20 protein-coding genes and 2 pseudogenes are annotated in these 17,754 nt (G+C 73.6%); 15 read left to right on the forward strand and 7 right to left on the reverse strand.

Going from position 1 to position 17,754, the window contains the following annotated elements; all coding sequences use genetic code 11:
- Window positions 1–71: 71 nt before the first annotated feature.
- Together ABD973_RS00490 and ABD973_RS00495 are read left to right on the forward strand one after the other, a co-directional pair.
- Entirely contained in the window at window positions 72–1,217 is a 1,146-nt protein-coding gene (locus ABD973_RS00490; protein WP_125824344.1) for a phospholipase D-like domain-containing protein, read from the forward strand.
- 99 nt (window positions 1,218–1,316) lie between these two features.
- Window positions 1,317–1,937 carry a VanZ family protein gene (locus ABD973_RS00495; protein ID WP_345497535.1) on the forward strand — a complete coding sequence of 207 codons (621 nt, stop codon included), beginning with the start codon at window positions 1,317–1,319 and terminating at the stop codon, window positions 1,935–1,937.
- Between the two features lie 19 nt (window positions 1,938–1,956).
- On the opposite strand, the gene ABD973_RS00500 is transcribed toward ABD973_RS00495, so the two are convergent.
- Window positions 1,957–3,195 (reverse strand): FUSC family protein, encoded by a 1,239-nt coding sequence (locus ABD973_RS00500; RefSeq protein ID WP_345497537.1) that lies wholly within the window; start codon window positions 3,193–3,195, stop codon window positions 1,957–1,959.
- A gap of 94 nt (window positions 3,196–3,289) precedes the next feature.
- On the opposite strand from ABD973_RS00500, the gene ABD973_RS00505 reads away from it, so the two are divergent.
- The 4 genes from ABD973_RS00505 to ABD973_RS00520 all read left to right on the forward strand — a co-directional run bounded on the left by ABD973_RS00505 (window position 3,290) and on the right by ABD973_RS00520 (window position 6,287).
- Window positions 3,290–3,913, forward strand: a complete 624-nt coding sequence (locus tag ABD973_RS00505) for a flavodoxin family protein (RefSeq protein ID WP_125823696.1) — start codon at window positions 3,290–3,292, stop codon at window positions 3,911–3,913.
- A gap of 46 nt (window positions 3,914–3,959) precedes the next feature.
- Window positions 3,960–4,853, forward strand: coding sequence for an SDR family oxidoreductase (locus tag ABD973_RS00510; protein WP_125823695.1), 894 nt, complete (start codon window positions 3,960–3,962; stop codon window positions 4,851–4,853).
- A gap of 165 nt (window positions 4,854–5,018) precedes the next feature.
- Window positions 5,019–5,579, forward strand: coding sequence for a hemerythrin domain-containing protein (locus ABD973_RS00515; protein ID WP_345497540.1), 561 nt, complete (start codon window positions 5,019–5,021; stop codon window positions 5,577–5,579).
- Between the two features lie 189 nt (window positions 5,580–5,768).
- Window positions 5,769–6,287, forward strand: coding sequence for a hypothetical protein (locus ABD973_RS00520; RefSeq protein WP_125823693.1), 519 nt, complete (start codon window positions 5,769–5,771; stop codon window positions 6,285–6,287).
- 80 nt (window positions 6,288–6,367) lie between these two features.
- On the opposite strand, the gene ABD973_RS00525 is transcribed toward ABD973_RS00520, so the two are convergent.
- Window positions 6,368–6,802, reverse strand: coding sequence for an Hsp20/alpha crystallin family protein (locus ABD973_RS00525; protein ID WP_345497574.1), 435 nt, complete (start codon window positions 6,800–6,802; stop codon window positions 6,368–6,370).
- 178 nt (window positions 6,803–6,980) lie between these two features.
- Here ABD973_RS00525 and ABD973_RS00530 point away from each other — a divergent pair.
- The 6 genes and pseudogenes from ABD973_RS00530 to ABD973_RS00555 all read left to right on the forward strand — a co-directional run.
- Window positions 6,981–7,445: pseudogene (locus tag ABD973_RS00530) on the forward strand (SDR family NAD(P)-dependent oxidoreductase); the annotation flags it as partial.
- Window positions 7,427–7,735, forward strand: a complete 309-nt coding sequence (locus ABD973_RS00535) for a Rossmann-fold NAD(P)-binding domain-containing protein (RefSeq protein ID WP_125823692.1) — start codon at window positions 7,427–7,429, stop codon at window positions 7,733–7,735. The pseudogene ABD973_RS00530 and the gene ABD973_RS00535, both read left to right, overlap by 19 nt.
- Window positions 7,736–7,977: 242 nt before the next feature.
- Window positions 7,978–8,424 carry an SRPBCC domain-containing protein gene (locus ABD973_RS00540; protein ID WP_345497576.1) on the forward strand — a complete coding sequence of 149 codons (447 nt, stop codon included), beginning with the start codon at window positions 7,978–7,980 and terminating at the stop codon, window positions 8,422–8,424.
- Window positions 8,411–9,948, forward strand: a pseudogene (locus tag ABD973_RS00545) (phytoene desaturase family protein). Before ABD973_RS00540 ends, ABD973_RS00545 begins: the two are co-directional and overlap by 14 nt.
- Before the next feature lie 63 nt (window positions 9,949–10,011).
- Entirely contained in the window at window positions 10,012–10,980 is a 969-nt protein-coding gene (gene ppk2, locus ABD973_RS00550) for a polyphosphate kinase 2 (protein ID WP_345497578.1), read from the forward strand.
- 86 nt (window positions 10,981–11,066) lie between these two features.
- Window positions 11,067–11,312: a hypothetical protein gene (locus tag ABD973_RS00555; protein WP_345497580.1), complete on the forward strand. Its 246-nt coding sequence runs from the start codon at window positions 11,067–11,069 to the stop codon at window positions 11,310–11,312.
- Window positions 11,313–11,340: 28 nt separating this feature from the next.
- Here the strand turns inward: ABD973_RS00555 and ABD973_RS00560 are convergent, their stop codons facing one another.
- The gene (locus tag ABD973_RS00560; RefSeq protein ID WP_345497582.1) at window positions 11,341–12,042 is read right to left on the reverse strand and encodes a DUF4232 domain-containing protein; all 702 of its coding nucleotides are present in this window, start codon (window positions 12,040–12,042) and stop codon (window positions 11,341–11,343) included.
- Window positions 12,043–12,146: 104 nt separating this feature from the next.
- Here ABD973_RS00560 and ABD973_RS00565 point away from each other — a divergent pair, with 104 nt between their 5' ends.
- The 3 genes from ABD973_RS00565 to ABD973_RS00575 are packed head-to-tail and all read left to right on the forward strand — an operon-like array spanning window position 12,147 to window position 13,939.
- Window positions 12,147–12,677: a SigE family RNA polymerase sigma factor gene (locus tag ABD973_RS00565; protein WP_125823687.1), complete on the forward strand. Its 531-nt coding sequence runs from the start codon at window positions 12,147–12,149 to the stop codon at window positions 12,675–12,677.
- Window positions 12,667–13,473 carry a DUF4232 domain-containing protein gene (locus ABD973_RS00570; RefSeq protein ID WP_345497584.1) on the forward strand — a complete coding sequence of 269 codons (807 nt, stop codon included), beginning with the start codon at window positions 12,667–12,669 and terminating at the stop codon, window positions 13,471–13,473. The genes ABD973_RS00565 and ABD973_RS00570 overlap by 11 nt, the downstream gene beginning before the upstream one ends.
- A 7-nt stretch (window positions 13,474–13,480) precedes the next feature.
- Window positions 13,481–13,939 carry a hypothetical protein gene (locus ABD973_RS00575; RefSeq protein ID WP_345497586.1) on the forward strand — a complete coding sequence of 153 codons (459 nt, stop codon included), beginning with the start codon at window positions 13,481–13,483 and terminating at the stop codon, window positions 13,937–13,939.
- Window positions 13,940–13,969: 30 nt separating this feature from the next.
- Here the strand turns inward: ABD973_RS00575 and ABD973_RS00580 are convergent, their stop codons facing one another.
- From ABD973_RS00580 to ABD973_RS00595, 4 genes are all read right to left on the reverse strand, one after another.
- Entirely contained in the window at window positions 13,970–15,061 is a 1,092-nt protein-coding gene (locus ABD973_RS00580; RefSeq protein ID WP_345497588.1) for a polyprenyl synthetase family protein, read from the reverse strand.
- Between the two features lie 144 nt (window positions 15,062–15,205).
- Complete coding sequence (locus ABD973_RS00585; RefSeq protein ID WP_345497590.1) at window positions 15,206–16,060, reverse strand: alpha/beta fold hydrolase; 855 nt, start codon at window positions 16,058–16,060, stop codon at window positions 15,206–15,208.
- 86 nt (window positions 16,061–16,146) lie between these two features.
- Complete coding sequence (locus ABD973_RS00590) at window positions 16,147–17,172, reverse strand: serine hydrolase domain-containing protein (protein ID WP_125823684.1); 1,026 nt, start codon at window positions 17,170–17,172, stop codon at window positions 16,147–16,149.
- Between the two features lie 107 nt (window positions 17,173–17,279).
- Window positions 17,280–17,684, reverse strand: coding sequence for a hypothetical protein (locus ABD973_RS00595; protein ID WP_125823683.1), 405 nt, complete (start codon window positions 17,682–17,684; stop codon window positions 17,280–17,282).
- Between the last annotated feature and the right edge of the window lie 70 nt (window positions 17,685–17,754).

Raw genomic sequence — 17,754 nt, forward strand, 5'->3', positions numbered from 1 at the left:
CCGCCGCGGCGAGCCCTTCGGGCAGCACGGCCGGGAGCCCGGCAGACGCCGCCGGCCGGGCGGACGAGCGCATCCACCGCATCCGCCGCCGCCTGGAACGCCTCATCGGCATCGCGGCCACCGAGGGGAACTCCGTACGCCCCCTGCGCAACGGCGACGAGATCTTCGCCGCCATGCTCGACGCCATCGCGTCGGCCCGGCACACCGTAGACATGATGACCTTCGTCTACTGGAAGGGCGACATCGCCCGCCGGTTCGCCGAGGCCCTCGCCGAGCGGGCCCGTCACGGCGTGCGCGTGCGGCTGCTGCTCGACGGCTTCGGCAGCCGCCTGATCGAGCGGGAACTGCTGGACCGGATGAGCACGGCGGGAGTGGACGTGGCCTGGTTCCGCAAGCCCGTCTTCCTCTCCCCGCTCAAGCAGAACCACCGCTGCCACCGCAAGGTCCTCGTCGTCGACGAACGCACCGCCTTCACCGGCGGCGTCGGCATAGCCGAGGAGTGGTGCGGCGACGCCCGCAACCCGCACGAGTGGCGCGACACCCACGCCGAGGTGCGTGGCCCGGCCGTCGACGGGATCGCCGCGGCCTTCGCCCAGAACTGGGCGGAGTGCCACCCCGAACTCTTCGACGACCGGGACCGTTTCGTCAGCCACGAGCCGGCGGGTTCCGCCGTGGTGCAGGTGGTGCGCGGCTCGGCCGCCTTCGGGTGGCAGGACATGCAGACTCTGATGCGGGTCGTCCTCGAGTCGGCGCAGGAGCGCGTCCGCCTGGCGACCGCGTACTTCGCCCCCGACGACTACTTCGTCGAGCTGCTGTCCGCCACCGCCCGCCGGGGCGTCACCGTCGAGATCCTGCTGCCCGGTCCGCACACGGACAAGCGGGTGTGCCTGCTGGCGGGCCAGCACCACTACGCGGCCCTCACCTCCGCCGGGGTGCGCATCCACCAGTACCAGCCGACGATGATGCACGCCAAGATCATCACCATGGACGGGGTCGTGTCCCTCATCGGCTCCTCGAACTTCAACCGCCGCTCGCTCGACCACGACGAGGAAGTCATGCTGGCCGTCATGGACCCGGCGGTCACCCGGACCCTGGACGAGCACTACGACCAGGACCTCCGCGACAGCACGCGCATCTCCCCGGAGCGCTGGCGCCGCCGCTCCGTCCTCCAGCGCGCCCGGGAACTCTCCGTCCAGCCGGTGCGCCGATTCCTTTAAGGGCGGCCGGAGTTCACGCGGGAGCCGGGCCGCGTCGGCGGCTCGCGGCGGGGTACACGCGCCTGCACGGTACGGAGCCGAACAGGGAGGGAGCGGTCGATGGACGTGCGCGCGAGGCTCGCCACGGCGCGTCGGGCGAAGTGGAAGCGGCGGACGGCGACGGCGACGCCGCAGAGCACGGAGCGGGCGCGGGAGCCCGCCCCCGTCCGCCGGCCTCCCGCGCGGCCCGTGTTACGGGCGCTGGCGATGCTGGCCGCCTTCGCCGGGACGGTGCTGTTCAGCCTGGTCCTGGCCCGCGTCACCCTGGAGCCCTCCGCGGCGTCGGCGGGGCTCGTGCACAGCAACACCCGCCCGGGCGCCTCGATCGGCGCGTACCTCGACGGCGCGACCGTCAGGGAGGCCGCCGTGCAGCTCGGCGGGAACGTCCTGCTCGGCGTCCCCTTCGGGGTGCTGCTCCCGGTCCTCCTGCCGCAGGCCCGCGGTCTGCTGAGGGTGGCGGCGGTGACGGCCGCGGTGATGACGCTCGTCGAACTGGTCCAGGGCGCCCTGGTGACCGGGCGCGCCTTCGACGTGGACGACGTCATCCTCAACACCGCGGGAGCGCTGCTCGGCTACCTCCTCCTGGGCCGCCGGATGGGCCGGGCCGTCCACCCCCGCCGCTCCCACTGGTGGCACCGCCTGCCCCGCCGGGCCGACCGCGCGCCGGACGGGGCGGGCTAGGACGGGCCCGTGGTGTCCGTCAAGGAGCGTCGGCACGCCGCGCCCGGCGCAGGGCGCGGCGTACGCCGGTGCCGGCCTCGCGGCGCAGGCGGGAGTGGCGGTCCAGCTCCTCCATGAGGCGCTGGGAGCGTTTGTCCACGTCCAGTTCGTCGAGCACCCGGTCGACGTCGGCGAGCAGGGCCCCGTGCAGCTGCCAGTGTCCCGGCTCGGACCGCAGCTGCTCCAGCAGGAGGTTCGCCAGCTGGTCGCGGGCCTGGCGCGCCATGCCCAGCTCCCGGGTGAGCCGGTCCTCCTGCTCCTCGGCGTTGGTGGTGACCTGGGCGGTGATCAGCCGGGAGAAGCTGTGGACGGCGAGCGCCATGTGGCCGAACAGGTCCTGTAGCGCGCGGGTCACCGGCGGGGAGAACAGCGGCTCGTCCGTGCGGGCCTTCGCCAGGTCGGTGAGCGCCCGGGCGGAGACGCGCAGTACGACCGCGCAGATCTCCAGGGTGTCCAGGCCGGTCCGCAGGACCAGCCGGAACATCAGGCCCTCCCGTACGCGGGGGTTCATGCGCAGGCTGTCCTCCGCCTGGCGCAGTGCGGCGTCCACGTCGGCGATGTCGTTGTCGAGCCGGCGGGCCTCGTGCAGCCGGGTGGCGGCCTGGGCGACGCTGGTGCGGCCCGTGAGTTCGTCGGCCATGCCGGTCATCAGCGCGGCCATGCGGGCGGCCAGGTCGTCGATCGCCCGTCCGGCGGGCTCCACCCAGACGGGAGGGGCGAACAGCAGGTTGAAGGCCAGTCCGACCACCGCGCCGATCAGCGTCTCCAGCACCCGGTCCCAGGCCGTGTCGGCCACCCGGGTGACTCCGAGGACGAGCATCGCGCTGATGGCCACCTCGGGGACGAACTCGTCCACCCTGACCAGGTGTCCGACGACCAGCGAGGCCAGGATGACCAGCCCGAGGCTCCACCAGGTCAGCCCCACCAGCGCGCTGAACCCGATCGCGACCAGCACCCCCGCCACGACCGAGTTGACCCGGCGCACTCCGGTGGTGAGCGTGGAGTAGAGGGTGACCTGGACGACGAGCAGGGCGGTGAGCGGGGCCGTCAGCGGGGCCGGCTCGTTGCTGAGCCGCAGCGCGACCACGTACGAGAGGACCGCGGCCCCGGTCGACCGTACGCTCTGCACCACCACGGGGTCCCGACGTCTGGCGGCCAGGCGGCGCATGGCGGGGCGGATGGTGCGGGAGGGGCGGGAGGGCCTGGCGAGGTCGGGCATATCCCGTCCCTTCCCCGTCGGCGGCGGTGATCACGCGGCGGACCGAATCCCGTGCGAGGTGATAGCCCGGGGGAAGGCGGGGCACACGCCCACCATGACTTCCACCCACCACACTCCGCTCCGCGCGGTCGCGCTCGTCTGCTCGCTGTCCTCCTCCCCCACCCCGTCCAGCTCCCTGCTGCTGGCCGAACAGACCATGGCCGCGCTGTCCGAGCACGGGGTCACCGGCAAGACCATCCGGGTGGCCGATCACGACGTGAAGCCGGGGGTCGAGACGGACATGGGCGAGGGCGACGCGTGGCCGGAGATCCGCGCCACGATCCTGGGCTGCGACATCCTGATCCTGTCCACGCCGATCTGGCTGGGGCACCCCTCCAGCGTCGCGCAGCGCGTGCTGGAGCGGCTGGACGCGGAACTCGGCGAGAGCGACGACGAGGGACGCATGCTCACCTACGGCAAGGTCGCCGGGGTCTGCGTGGTCGGCAACGAGGACGGAGCGCACAAGGTCAGCGCGGACCTCTTCCAGGGCCTGAACGACGTCGGCTTCTCCCTGGCCCCGAACGCCGTCACCTACTGGGTGGGTGAAGCCATGCAGTCCACCGACTACCAGGACCTCGAGAAGACCCCCGAAAAGACCGCTGCCACGACCAGGACGCTCGCCGCGAACACCGCTCACCTCGCCCGGCGGCTGAAGGCCGAACCGTATCCGGCGAGCTGAGCCGCGCCCCCGTCCGTCCCAGCGGATCCCGACAAGGAGAACCACCGTGTCAGCTCCTCCCGCGCCCCACGTACCCGACCCGGTCACCCGCCACCCCCGGCCGCCGCTGCCGGACCAGGAACAGGAGCCTCCCGGCTCGACCGAGGAGATGGAACCCCGCCCCGACCACGGCGAGGACTCCTACCAGGGCCACGACGTCCTCATGGGGCGGGCAGCGGTGGTCACCGGCGGCGACTCCGGGATCGGGAGGGCCGTGTGCGTGGCCTTCGCCCGGGAGGGCGCGGACATCGTGTTCACCCATCTCCCGGAGGAGAAGGACGAGGCTGCCGAGACCACCCGCCTGATCCGCCAGGCCGGCCGCAGGGCGCTGGCGGTCGCCTGCGACATCCGGGAGGAGGCGCAGTGCGACGCGCTGATCGACCGGGCCGTCGCCGAGCTGGGACGCCTCGACATCCTGGTGAACAACGCCGCCTACCAGATGTCCCAGCCGGACGGGATCGAGGCGATCACCACGGAGCAGTTCGACCGGGTGATGAAGACCAACCTGTACGGGATGTTCTGGCTGACCCGCAGGGCGCTGGCCCACATCCCCCGTGGCGGGTCGGTGATCAACACGGCGTCCGTCCAGGGCTATCAGCCCAGCCCCCACCTGCTGGACTACGCGATGACCAAGTCCGCGATCATCTCCTTCACCCACGGCCTGGCGCAGATGGTGGCGGAGCGCGGCATCCGCGTCAACGCGGTCGCCCCCGGGCCGGTATGGACGCCCCTGATCCCGGCGACGATGCCGGACACCACGAAGTTCGGCGAGAAGGCGCCCCTGGGCCGGCCGGCCCAGCCCGCCGAGATGGCGCCGGCGTACGTCTTCCTCGCCTCGCCCCAGGCCGGCTACATCACCGGCGAGATCCTCAACGCCACGGGCGGCACGCCCCTGCCGTGACCGCCGGAGAACGCGTGCGCCCCCGAAGCCCCGGGGCGGATGGCGGGGCGCCGGTGACAAGACCATGCGGGTGAGACGTCGCCTGCCGCCGGGCGCCCGGGGGCGCGACGGGGAAGCGATCGGATCGGGCCGCAGCGGCCCGCACCGAACGCGCATGGAGGCGACATGGGACACGGCGGGAACGTGATCGACGAGCTGAAGGCCGACCACCGGGAGGTCGAGGAGATGTTCAGCCGTCTCCGGGCCATGACCGGAAGCGCACAGGAGCTGCGCGATCTCATCGACGAATTCACCATCGAGCTCGTACGGCACTCGGTCGCCGAGGAGCAGTACCTCTACCCGGCCGTGCGCGAGCACGTCCCGGGCGGCGACCGGATGGCGGACAAGGAGATCGCGGACCACGGCCGGGTCGAGAAGATGCTCAAGCGGCTCGAGAAGATGAGCACCGACGACGCGCAGATGGGCCCGCTCCTGCGGCAGCTCATGGACGAGGTCTCCGCCCATGTCCAGGACGAGGAGAGCAACCTCTTCCCGATGCTGGAGCGAGCCTGCACCCCGCAGCAGCTGGACGACCTCGGCGACAAGATCCGTCGCGCCAAGGCCATGGCGCCCACCCGCCCCCACCCCGCCGCACCGAGCAGTCCCACCGCGAGCAAGCTGCTCGCGCCGGGGGCCGGCCTGGTGGACCGGGCGCGCGACTTCGTGACCGGCCGCGGGAAGTCCTGACCCCCTGCCCGGTGGCGGGCCCGCGGGCGGGCCTCCGGGCCGCCACCGGGGCGGGACGGTGACGTGCGTCATGCCGCGCGGCTGCCGGTGACGGCTACTCTGGTCAGCCACGAGCGGAGCGGAGCGGCTTCGCCCCGCAGCTCGCGGCCCCGGAAGGGGCAGGGCGAGCACGCCTCCCGAGGAACCGCCGTGTCCGCCGATCTCGCACCCCTCATAGCCGCCGGTACCCGCTGGCTGCTGGCCGCCTACCCGCCGCCCACAGCGGGCCCGTTCAGCCGGGCCCTGGCCGAGGCCCAGGCCGGGCAGGCGGTCACCGTCGCCGCCGCCCTGCGCTACCCGGACCCGCTCGACGCCCAGCTGCTGCATCTCCTGGGCCCCGGGGGGAGCGCCCGGCTGGACTGGACCACCGGCGTCGATCACGTCGCGGACGCCGGTGCCGAGGCCGACGCCGGCTGGCGGACCTGGGTGGACGAGATCGTCGTCAGCTGGGCGGCCTGCCTCCTGGCATCCCCCGCCCTCGCCGTCGAGGCCCACCTCCGGGTCGGTCACGGCCGGGCCGGCGAGGTCAGCCGTCTCACCCGTCCCGGTGATCACGAGCACGAGGCCGCAGCCCTGCTGCGCCATCCCGACCTGCTCGAACCGGTGGCCGCCCTCCACCGGGACACGCTGCTGGACCTGCTCGGCAACCGGAGCGCGGCCCTGGGTTAGCTCCCAGATCAGCTCCGCGGAGGACGGGGTGCCGGAGGGGGATCGGGTTCCCCGTCCTCCGCCGCCTGTGCCGGGCTGGTTCAGCCCGAGATCTGCTTGCGGCCGGACTCGCCACCGATGGCGATCTTGCGCGGCTTGGCGCGCTCGGCGATCGGGATCCGCAGGGTGAGGACGCCCGCGTCGTAGTCGGCTTCGATGTGCTCGGTGTCGAGGGTGTCGGCCAGGACGATCTGGCGGGAGAAGACGCCGAGGGGCCGCTCGGAGAGCTCCATCTGCACGCCGTCGGACTTCTCCGCGGGCCGGCGCTCGGCCTTCACCGTCAGCATGTTCCGCTCGACGTCGATGTCGATCGCCTCGGTGCTCACACCGGGGAGGTCGAAGGCGATCACGTACGTGTCGCCCTGCCGGTAGGCGTCCATCGGCATCACGGACGGCTTCGACCACGTGCCCGACGTGCCCGAGAGCTGCTGGACGATGCGGTCCATCTCGCGGAACGGGTCGGTGCGCATCAGCATCGCGAAACACCTCCAGTCGGTTCAGGCAGGAACTGCCCATGCGCTTCAACGTGCTCCCGTTGTAGCACGTCATCGAAACGATGACAAGCAGGACGTCATCGAGAGGATGACATGATGGATGCGCCGGTCCCGGAGGCATGGGACGGCCCGGTGTGGTCAGACGCGGGGGGGGGTGAGGATGCGCGACGCCGTCGTCGTGGTCACCGGAGCATCGAGCGGGATCGGCCGGGCCACCGCCGTGGAGTGCGCCCGTCGGGGTGCGCGGGTGGTGCTGGCCGCCCGCAGCGCCGCCGCGCTGGAACGGGCGGCCGGGGAGTGCCGGGCCCGGGGCGGCGAGGCCCTCGCCGTGCCGACGGACGTCAGCGACGAAGGGGCCGTCCGGCGGCTGGCCACCGCCGCCGTCGCGCGCTTCGGCCGGATCGACGCGTGGGTCAACGCCGCGGGGGTGGGGATCCTGGGCCGTTTCGACCAGGTGCCCGCACGGGAGCTGCGCCGCCTCCTCGACGTCAACGTCATCGGTGCCGTGAACGGGGCTCGCGCGGCGGTCGCGGTCATGCGCCGCCAGGGGCGGGGGGTCGTGGTCGACGTGTCCTCGCTGCTCGGGGGCGGGTCACGGCCCCGTACATGGGCGGCTACGCGATGTCGAAGGCAGCCCTGTGCACGTTCGACGAGGTGCTGCGCGAGGAGCTGCGGCTCTCGGGGGACAGTGGGATCTCGGTGTGCACGGTGCTGCCCACGGGGGTGGACACCCCGTTCTTCCGGCATGCCGCGAACCGCTCCGGCCGGGTTCTGCGGTCCCTGCCGCCGGTGGCCACCCCCGAGCGGATCGCCCGTGCGTCGTGCGGGCCGCCCGCCGGCCCCGCGACCGGGTGCTCGTCGGCCCGTACGCCCGCCTGCTCGTCCTCGCCCGTACGCCGGCTCCCGCGCTGGTGAGGCGGACCGTGACGTGGCGCACCGACAAGGCCTACTTCGGCGGCGCGTCGGGCGGCGAGGCCGGCTCCGGGACCCTGGACGCTCCCGCCGGCCGCCCGCCGGGCGGTGGGCGCGGTCGCCGGGCTGGCCGTGCTGCGCGCCGTGCTCCCCCGGCGCCGGGACGGGCCGGCGTGGGACGGACCCGGGCCGGGTAGGCGACGGGACCCCGGCCGCGGCAGCCGCGGGCAGCGTGGGAGGCAGCCATGGCACTACAGCACCGCCTGGTACGGGCCAGGCCCGACCGGGTGTGGGCGGTCCTCGAGAACGCCGGCTGCTACGAGAGGTGGGTGGTGGGCACGCACCTCTCCAGCCCGGCGGACGACCGGTGGCCCGAGGAGGGCCCCGTGCTCCGCTACCAGGTGAAGGCCGGCCCGTTCAGGTACGAGGGGGAGACGGTGGTGCGCGTACACGAACCGCCGGACCGGCTGGAGCTGGAAGCGAGGGCCGGTGATCACGCCAGTGCGCGGATCGCCATCGAGGTACGGCCCTGGGGCGATGAAACCCTGGTGGTCCTGGACGAACACCCGCTGCGCGGCCGGGGCTGGACCTTCCACCACGCGGCCATCGACGCCGTCGCCCAGTGGCGGCACCGCGCCATGCTGGCCCGGCTGGCCCGCGTGTGCGAGGACGGTCATCGTGAGCGGCCCTGACGCGGTGGTCATCGGTGCCGGGCCCAACGGTCTGGTCGCCGCGAACGTCCAGGCCGACGCGGGCTGGCAGGTCGTGGTGCTGGAAGCGGCGGCTTCGGCGGGCGGCGCCGTCCGCAGCGACCGCGGGGATGTGTCTGGAGGAGCACGGGCTGTGCTGGAGCCGGGCGCCGGCGGCCGTCGCCCACCCGCTGCCCGACGGCCGCTGCGCCGTCCTCGCCGCCGCACCCGAGGCGACCGCCGCCTCCCTGGAGCGCTTCGCGCCGGGCGACGGGGAGGCCTGGCTGCGGCTCTACCGGCTGTGGCAGCGCATCGGCGATGACCTGCTGGACTGCCTGTTCACCCCGTTCCCGCCGATCCGGGCGGGCGGGAAGCTGGCGCTGCGGCTCGGCTACGCCGAGATGCCGCGGGTGGCGCGCACGATGCTGCTGCCGGCCCGCAGGCTCGGCGAGGAGGAGTTCGCCGGGGCCGGCGGGCGCCTGCTGCTCGCGGGCAACGCCCTGCACGCCGACCTGGCCCCCGAGTCGGCGCTCGGCGGCGGGTTCGGCTGGCTGATGTGCATGCTCGGACAGCAGTACGGCTTCCCCGTGCCGCGGGGCGGCGCCCAGGCGCTGACGGACGCCCTCGTACGACGGCTCACGGCCCGCGGGGGCGTCGTGCACTGCGGGCAGCCGGCGACCGAGGTCCTGGTACGGGGCGGGCGGGCGGCGGCGGTACGCACCGCGGACGGCACTCTGGTCACGGCGCGCCGGGCCGTGCTGGCCGCCGTACCCGCTCCGGTCCTCTACGGGCGGCTCCTGCGCGGTGAGCAGCTGCCCGGCCGGCTGCGGGAGGACCTGCGGCGTTTCCAGTGGGACTTCTCCACGGTGAAGGTCGACTGGGCGCTGTCGGGGCCGATCCCCTGGCGGGCCGAGGGGCCGCGGGCCGCCGGCACGGTCCATCTGGCCGACGGCGTGGACGCGCTCACCCTGTTCGCCGCGCAGATCGCCATGCGACAGGTGCCGTCCAGCCCGTTCGCGGTGCTCGGACAGATGACCACCGCGGATGCCGACCGCTCCCCCGAAGGCACCGAGTCCGCATGGGCCTACACCCACGTCCCGCAGGACATCACCGGCGACGCCGGCCCGGACGGCATCACGGGGCGGTGAGACGAGCGGGACAAGGAAGCCATCGCCGACCGGCTCCAGGAGCAGGTCGAACGGTACGCCCCCGGTTTCGGCGCCGCCCTCCGCGCCCGCAGGATCCTGGCCCCGCCCGACCTGGAACGCCTCAACCCCGCTGGCCGGCGGCGCCGTCAACCAGCGCACCACCAACCTCTACCAGCAACTGGTCTTCCGCCCGGTACCCGGCAGCGGCCGGCCCTCCACTCCGGTCCCGGGTCTCTACCTCGCCTCCGCCTCCGCCCACCCCGGCGGTGGGGTCCACGGCGCCCCCGGCCTCAACGCCGCCCGCACCGCCCTCCACGCCCGCGCCCTCGCCCCGCTCGACCACCTGCGCCGCCGCCGCTCCCGCCCTCGCCCGTCCTGATCCGGCGCGCGTGCCATGGACGCGGGGGGTCTGGGTAGGGGCATGGAATGAGTGAGGCATGGAATGAGTGACGAGGCGTCTTCGCCGCCGCAGGCCGAGGAGCTGCTGTCCGGGTTGCGGGTGGACGACCGCCGGCCCGAGCAGCCGGTCCTGCTGGACTCCGCCGGTGCCCCTCTGCGGACCTGGCGGGAGAACTACCCCTACGACCGCAAGATGCGGCGCAAGGAGTACGAGCGGACCAAGCGGATCCTGCAGATCGAGCTGCTCAAGCTGCAGCACTGGGTGAAGGAGTCCGGCGGCCGGCTGGTGGTGATCTGCGAGGGCAGGGACGCGGCGGGCAAGGGCGGCACGATCCAGCGCTTCACCGAACGGCTCAACCCGCGCGGGGCACGGATCGTGGCTCTGAACAAGCCGACCGGGCGGGAGGCCGGGCAGTGGTACTTCCAGCGCTACACCGCCCACCTGCCGGCGCCCGGGGAGATCGTCTTCTTCGACCGGTCCTGGTACAACCGCGCCGGGGTCGAGTCGGTGATGGGGTTCTGCACCCCGGAGCAGTACGCGCTGTTCCTGCGCCAGTGCCCCGTCTTCGAGGAGATGCTGGTGGAGGACGGGATCATGCTGGTGAAGTTCTGGTTCTCGGTCTCCCGCGGCGAGCAGCGCACCCGTTTCGCGATCCGGCAGGTCGACCCGGTCAGGCAGTGGAAGCTCTCCCCCACCGACCTGGCCTCCCTGGACCGGTGGGACGCCTATACCGAGGCCAAGGTCGCGATGTTCCGGGCGACCGACACCGATCACGCGCCGTGGACGGTGGTCAAGACCAACGACAAACGGCGCGGACGGCTCGAGGCCATGCGCAGCCTGCTGTGGCGCGTCGACTACGACCGCAAGGACGAGGGGGCGGTCGGCCGGCCCGACCCCCTCATCGTCGGGGCCGCCGACACCCTCCTCGAAGCGGGTGAGGGACCCACCGACCTCTCCCCCACTCCCCTGGCCGGGCCACACCTCGGCCCCGGGCTCCACCCCCACCCGTAGCCCGGGGGCCGACCGGTCGGTCCCGATCGCATAACGGACGTCGCGGCGGGCGCACCCGCGGGACGGGTACGCCCGTTGAACGCACCATGGAAGGACTGCCGTTCGCCGAGCTCGCCGACGCCTACTGGCTTCACCGCGACACCGGCACCGCCCCCTGCACGCGCACCGGCTGCGCCGAGGACGTGCACGGCGGAGCCACGCCCGAGACCGACGGGCTCGACCGCGTACAGGCCCTGGTCGCGGGCCAAACGTGCCCCCGGCTGCGGTACGTGATGCTGACCGGCTCGGCGGTCACCGTCCTCGCCGGCGCCACCGTGGTCCTCACCCGCTGAGCCGGGGCCGGGGCCCCGGCAGGGCGGGTCAGGACGACATGATGAAGCGCAGGGCGAGGCCGGAGGCGGGGATCCAGTAGGTGACACGGGCGCCGTCGTCGAACGACACCTGCCCGGGCAGGGCGACGTTCACCGGCCCGCCCGGCTGGAGGCCGAGGGGAAGGGTGTCCGTGTCGTACGTGTCCATACGGCCGCCGCTGGCGAGGAGGGCCGCGTACGCCTTCTCACCCGGAGCGAGCGTCACGGGTGCGTCCTTGCTGTCCTCGATCACCGCGATCGGGGCCCTGGCATGAGGGAACTTCAGGTACGGGTACCCCTGGAGGCCGCACTTGGCGGACCCGGTGTTGGTGACCGTGAGGAGGAGGTGCCTGACGGGCTTGCCCGCCTCGTCCTGGTTCGTCGCCGAGAACGCGAGGTCACCCACCCCACACGCGGCGACGCCGGTACCGCCGGCGTTGCCCGGGCCGGCGCTCGGCTTGGCCGGGCCCCCGCCGGACTTCGCCGGGACCCCGCCCGGCCGCGCCGCGGCCGTCTTGCCCGTCTCCCCGGTCTTCGCTGCGTTCGGCGAGTTGGGCGAGTCCGGCGAGTTCGGCGCGCTCGGCTGCACCGAGGTCGTGGAGTCGCGCGATGCGTCGGCGCCGCTCGGCTCGCACGCGGTGGACGCGAGCAGCAGCGCGCCGAGGACGGCCGCGGCCGCCGCCTTCCTGATCGCCTTGTTTCCCCTGGTCAACAGAGCCCCCTGTGTGGTGTTGTTCGCTGTACACGACCTGTACGCACGCCAGGACCAGGCGGGTTGCATGCGGATCGGAAAAGATTTCGGGACCGGGGGGCGGTATGACGGAGGACGAGTTCGACGCGTTCTACGCGTCGGCGTTCCCACGGATCGTCGGGCAGGTGTACTCCTTCACCGGTGACCACGGCCAGGCCCAGGACGTCGTACAGGAAGCCTTCGTACGGGCCTGGGACCGGCGGCGGGACATCCTTGCCACCGAGGCTCCCGAAGCCTGGATCCGCACCGTCGCGATGCGTCTCGCGGTCAGCCACTGGCGCAGGGCGCGGCGGTGGCTGGAGCTGGTGCGCCGCACCCCGCCGCTGCCCGATCACGCCCCCGGGCCCGGTCCCGAGCACGTCGCCCTCGTCGCGGCGCTGCGACAGCTCCCGGAGCCCCAGCGCATGGCGATAGTGCTGCACCACCTGTGTGACCTCAGTGTGGAACAGGTAGCCTCCGAGACCGGCGCGCCGACCGGTACGGTCAAGGCCCGCCTCTCACGCGGCCGGGCAGCCCTCGCCAAGCTGCTGCCGCCGGGCGAGGCCGGTGTGGTGGGCGCAAGCGGCGAGGAGAAGGAGGAAGACCGTGCCCGATGACCTGTCCTCCGCCCTGCGCGAGCTGGCCGACAGCGCCGCCTGCCCCCCGCCCACGACGGGCGCGGAGGTCCGTCGCCGGGCCGTCGCCCGGCGTCGTCGCCGGAACTCCGCCTACGCGGGAGGCGGCGTCGCGGTCGTCGCGGCCCTCGCGTTCGGCCTGACCACGGCGTTCGGCGGCCCGGAGCCCCGCCTCGACCCCGCACCACCACCCGCCGCGTCCCTCACCGCGCCCACGGCCGGGCCGGCCTCCCCCGCCGTGCCCACCCCCAGCGCGTCCCCGTCCACCGAGCCCTCCCCCACCGCGCCGACCCTCGCCGGGCCGACTCCCACCGCCCCCGCGACCGGTGGGCCGTCCGCCACCGCGCCGGCCACCCCGCCGGCCACGATCGCCGCGTGTGGGGTGGGTGACCTCGCGTTCTCGGCGACGAACCAGGACGAGGCGGGCAAGCCCGTCAGGCACCTCCTCCTCACGGTCACCAACACCGGGTCCGCCAAGTGCGGCCTCCAGGGGTACCCGTACCTGAAGTTCCCTCATGCCAGGGCCCCGATCGCGGTGATCGAGGACAGCAAGGACGCACCCGTGACGCTCGCTCCGGGTGAGAAGGCGTACGCGGCCCTCCTCGCCAGCGGCGGCCGTATGGACACGTACGACACGGACACCCTTCCCCTCGGCCTCCAGCCGGGCGGGCCGGTGAACGTCGCCCTGCCCGGGCAGGTGTCGTTCGACGACGGCGCCCGTGTCACCTACTGGATCCCCGCCTCCGGCCTCGCCCTGCGCTTCATCGGATCGCGGTGACGGCCACATGACCGGCTCTCACGAAGACGAGGAGCCCCCCGAGCACCGGCGCCATGCCGGCTACCTGCGGGCCCTGGACAGCGTCTCGGAAGCGGAGGAGGCCGCCCTGGTGGCCACCGTCCTACGCGACGAGGACGCCGTGATGGCCGAGAGCGCCGTGAACCATCACCTCGAACGCCGGGCGGCCCAGCAGTTGACCGGCCCCCGGTTCCCCGCCTGGGCCGCGATGATGGCCACGGTGATCGGCGATCGTGCCTTCCTCACCCGCCGGCTGCGCGAGTGGACTCTGCTGAGGTCCCTCGTGCTGGACGAACCCTGGACCTACGAGGAGGTGCTGACCGCGTCCGACTGGTTCCAGCGCACGGCCGCCGCCGCCGAGCTCGTGACTTCGCCCGCCGCCCTCAGCCTGCTGGCCGAGCACGGACGCACCCGCCGTGTCCGCAACGCGGCGAGCCGCCGCACCTGACCGCGCCCTCCCGATGGGTGGGGGCGGGCGTCACCGGTCGCGGGTGACGCTCCAGGCCGGCATGTGTGCGAAGAACGCCACGGCCTCCGGTCGCCAGCGCCGCCGCCACGTGGCGGCCTCGGCCTCCGCCCGGCGGGCGTGGGCTTCGGCCTCGGCCCGGAGCTGCCGGTCGACTCCGTGTGCTCGCGCGATGCGGCGTATGCGGTCGAGGGTTTCCTCGTCGCAGCCCGGATCTCCCCAGGCTTCGTCCAGCAGCTTGCGCTCGGCGTCCTCGCAGACGGCCGTGAGAGCGCGGAGGGCGTAGTTGCGGCGGCCCGACCGGATGTCCGAGCCGGTCGGTTTGCCGAGGGCGGCCGGATCTCCGAACAGGTCGAGCCAGTCGTCGTGGATCTGGTTGGCGATGCCCAATGCGCCGGCGTAGCGCCGCAGTTCGGCGTCGTAGGGGGTGTGGTCGGTGCCGGCGGCGAGGAGGCCCAGCCGCAGCGGGGCGAGGACGGAGTAGCGGGTGGACTTGAACTCGGTGACGGCGTGCAGGAAGTCGATGCCGGGGGCGGGGTGGAAGTCGCGTTCCAGATCGATCATCTGGCCGCTCATCGTGGCGGCTCCCGTGTCGGCGTGGACGGCGGCCATGGCCAGGGCCCGGTCGGCGGGCAGCCCGCTGGTGAGCAGCACGCGCAGGGACAGGAAGGCCGCGAGGTCGCCGGCGAGGAGGGCCAGCGCGAGGGCGGTGTCGGGCCGGTCGGGGAACTCGTGGCGGTAGGCGTAGTAGGTGGAGGGGCCGCCGCGGCGCAGGGGCGCGTCGTCGATGATGTCGTCGTGGATCAGGCCGTGGGTCTGCAGCAGTTCGATGCTGATGGCCGCTTCGTCCAGGCCTGCGACGCCGTCGTCGGCCACCAGCGCGGCGGCCTCGTGCAGGAGGACCACGCGGAGCCGTTTGCCGCCGCGCAGTGACATGTCGCGCACCAGGTCGAGGGCTCGGGAGGGGAAGGTGCCGTACGGCGGCGTCTCGAGCGCGCCGCCGGCGGGGTCGGTCAGGGAATCGAAGTAGGCCGCGAAGCGGGCTTCGAATCGGTGCTGGTGGCGGGACGCGCGCTGCAGGGCGGCGGAGAGGGCTTCGTTCACCGGGTCAGGTTTGCACGCCGGCGTCGGCGGGGGCCGACCGGCCGCCTGTTCGGGCCGCCGGTACCGGCGCGGGAGCCCCTCCGCGGACGCCCCCGGACCGGATCACCGCGCTTCGGCGCCGAGGCGTTCGGCGGCCGCTGCCCGCTACTGCGCCGGGGCCGCGAGTTCGCCCAGGAGTCGTGCCGCGGCCGCCGGCGCGACCAGCCACTTCAGGTGGCTGCCTTCGAGGGTGCGGACGTCGTACGGGTTGTCCGGGGTCAGCGCGTTCCCCTCACGGATCAGCCGGTCCTGCATGGCGGGCGGCAGGCTCGTGTCGTCGGCCAGGCGGACGTAGGTCTTCGGGATGCTGCCCCAGGTGTCGGCCCGTGCGCGGTCGGCGGAGGTGCCGACGTCCAGGTTCTCGTCGGGCTGGAAGGTGTTCAGGAAGGTCAGGAACTCCTCGTCGGTGCCGTCGGCGAAGAAGGCCGCCTTGAAGGCGGCGAGGGCGTCGGGGTCGGCGGTGCGGAAGTTGACGCGCAGCAGGCCGAGTTCGGCGGGGTTCCCGGCCAGCGCCAGGGCCAGGGACGCGGCGTCGACCGAGGCCATCTCCGGCTCGGCGTAGTAGTCGTTGACGTCGAGGTCGACCGGGCACCAGGCCGAGACGTACACGATGCGGTCGATGAGGTCCGGACGCGCGTTGGCCGCGGCGGTGGCCGTGATGCCGCCGCGGCTGTGGGAGACGAGGATGACCGGGCCGTTGCGCTTGGCTCGTTCGAGGATCCGGATCAGGTGTGCGGCGTTGTCGGCGAGGGTGACGCCCTTGATCGCGCCGGGCGTGGTGGCGAGGCCTTCGGGGTCTTGGGGCGTCTGGTAGGCGTGCGTGAAGGTGGCCTCGAAGCCGTGGCCGGGCAGGTCGACGGCGACCGAACGGTGTCCGAGGAGGCCGAGCTCGGCCTGGAGCGGTGCGAAGGGGAAGGAGTTCGAGAAGGCTCCGTGAACCAGTACGAACGTCGGTTGCATGTGTCTGCTCGCTTTCTGATGCGTCCTGCACCATGATCATCAGACTTCGGCCACGAATGATCAAGGTGTGGACGCCCCCGTACCGGTCAGGTGGCGGTGATGCTCTTGAGGGCGAGGGCGCGCAGGGGTGCGATCCCGCGGCGGGCTTCGCCGTGGTAGACCGCGTTGGTGCAGATCGCGAGGTAGCGGCCCGCGGTGGGGGCGAGGTAGAGGCTGGTGCCGGTGAAGCCGTGGTGGCAGGCCACGTCGCCCGGGGCGCAGACCCAGGACAGGCCCCGGTGCAGGCCGGCCTCGATCGGGGCGAACGGGAGCGCGGAGGCGCGGAGCCAGCCGTGCGGGCGGCCGGCGGGGTCGATGAGGTGTTCGGCGTAGCGGGCGAGGTCTCGGGCCGTGGAGAAGACGCCCGCGTGGCCGGCGACACCGCCGAGGAGGGCGGCGTTGTCGTCGTGGGCCTGGCCCCAGACGCGGGGGGCGCCGGGGAGGCGGCGGTCGGTCGGGGCGACCTGCGGGCCACGGGCGACGGGACCGTAGGTGGTGCCGGTCATGCCGAGGTCGTCCCACAGGGCGCGGGCGAGTTCGTCGAGCGGTCGGCGGTGGGTGTGGGCGAGCGCCAGGCCGAGGAGGATGTAGCCGCGATTGACGTACCGGTGCTCGCCGGGCTCGGCTTCGAGGGGTTCCCGGCACAGGAGTTCGTGCAGGGGCTGGTGGGCGCCGCGGTAGCGGTCGAGGCGGGTGGAGGCCTTGAGGCCCGCGGTGTGGGTGAGGAGCTGCTCGATGGTGGCCTCCCCGCTGGGTGCCGGGCCGTCGAGCGCGGGGAGGAAGTCGCGCACGGGGGCCGTCGGGGTGAGGAGTCCGGCGTCGACGGCCTGGCAGACGAGGGGCCAGGTGGCGACGACCTTGGTGAGGGAGGCGATGTCGTAGACGGTGTCCGCGCCGGGGGTGGCGTCGCCGAGTTCGTCGGCGATGCGGCCGGACGTCAGGAAGCGGGGGGCGTCGCCGAGGGTGCCGAGCGCGATGACACCGCCGGGGGTCGCGCCGTCGGCCACGGCCTGGCGGAGGGCTTCGGCGAGGCGGGCGACGTCGTCGGACGTGAACGGGACGGGCTTCGTCATCGGCTCCATGCCTCGGGGTCGGTCGGGGCGGGTTGGGCGGTGCCTGCCCCGCCGATGGTAAAGGCGCGCCGCTGCCGTCAGGCGTGCTGTGGGCGCGGGACGCGGCGTCAGCGGGGCCGGCGCCTGCGGTGGCGTGTGCGCCAGCGGGTCAGCAGTTCGCGGGGGCCGCGGGGCGGGGGTGTGGGCTCCGGGGGCCAGGCCTCGTCGCCGGTGAGCGGGACCAGCGGCATGAGGTACAGCCTGTGCCCGGTTTCCAGGGCGCACAGGGGCTCGTCGCCGGGGATGTCCGGGCGGCCGAGCCGGATCGTGAACGGGTGGACGGCACCCTCGCCGTCGGCGGTCTCGCCGCGCAGCTCGGTCGTCGCCGTGCGGCGCGTCCGCGCCGCCGCCACCACCTTGCCGTCGACCAGCACCTCGGCGCGGCGGCGCCGGGCACTCCACACCACGGTGATCGAGTGCCCGTCCTGCTCCAGGTGGAAGCGGTGCTGGTGCGCGCGAGCGTAAGCCGCCATGGCGGCCTCCCGGAAGTCCCTCCTGCACGACCAGCGTAACGACCCACCCCCACCCCTCGCCCGTCACCCC

The sequence above is a fragment of the Streptomyces racemochromogenes genome (assembly GCF_039535215.1).
Taxonomy (GTDB): Bacteria; Actinomycetota; Actinomycetes; order Streptomycetales; family Streptomycetaceae; genus Streptomyces; species Streptomyces racemochromogenes.

Bases quoted from the DNA above. Each gene is read 5' to 3' on its own strand.
- ABD973_RS00495 (WP_345497535.1), top strand. From the start codon at position 1,317: ATGGACGTGCGCGCGAGGCTCGCCACGGCGCGTCGGGCGAAGTGGAAG.
- ABD973_RS00500 (WP_345497537.1), bottom strand. From the start codon at position 3,195: ATGCCCGACCTCGCCAGGCCCTCCCGCCCCTCCCGCACCATCCGCCCC.
- ABD973_RS00505 (WP_125823696.1), top strand. From the start codon at position 3,290: ATGACTTCCACCCACCACACTCCGCTCCGCGCGGTCGCGCTCGTCTGC.
- ABD973_RS00515 (WP_345497540.1), top strand. From the start codon at position 5,019: ATGGGACACGGCGGGAACGTGATCGACGAGCTGAAGGCCGACCACCGG.
- ABD973_RS00525 (WP_345497574.1), bottom strand. From the start codon at position 6,802: ATGCTGATGCGCACCGACCCGTTCCGCGAGATGGACCGCATCGTCCAG.
- ABD973_RS00535 (WP_125823692.1), top strand. From the start codon at position 7,427: ATGGGCGGCTACGCGATGTCGAAGGCAGCCCTGTGCACGTTCGACGAG.
- ABD973_RS00540 (WP_345497576.1), top strand. From the start codon at position 7,978: ATGGCACTACAGCACCGCCTGGTACGGGCCAGGCCCGACCGGGTGTGG.
- ppk2 (WP_345497578.1), top strand. From the start codon at position 10,012: ATGAGTGACGAGGCGTCTTCGCCGCCGCAGGCCGAGGAGCTGCTGTCC.
- ABD973_RS00555 (WP_345497580.1), top strand. From the start codon at position 11,067: ATGGAAGGACTGCCGTTCGCCGAGCTCGCCGACGCCTACTGGCTTCAC.
- ABD973_RS00565 (WP_125823687.1), top strand. From the start codon at position 12,147: ATGACGGAGGACGAGTTCGACGCGTTCTACGCGTCGGCGTTCCCACGG.
- ABD973_RS00575 (WP_345497586.1), top strand. From the start codon at position 13,481: ATGACCGGCTCTCACGAAGACGAGGAGCCCCCCGAGCACCGGCGCCAT.
- ABD973_RS00585 (WP_345497590.1), bottom strand. From the start codon at position 16,060: ATGCAACCGACGTTCGTACTGGTTCACGGAGCCTTCTCGAACTCCTTC.
- ABD973_RS00590 (WP_125823684.1), bottom strand. From the start codon at position 17,172: ATGACGAAGCCCGTCCCGTTCACGTCCGACGACGTCGCCCGCCTCGCC.
- ABD973_RS00595 (WP_125823683.1), bottom strand. From the start codon at position 17,684: ATGGCGGCTTACGCTCGCGCGCACCAGCACCGCTTCCACCTGGAGCAG.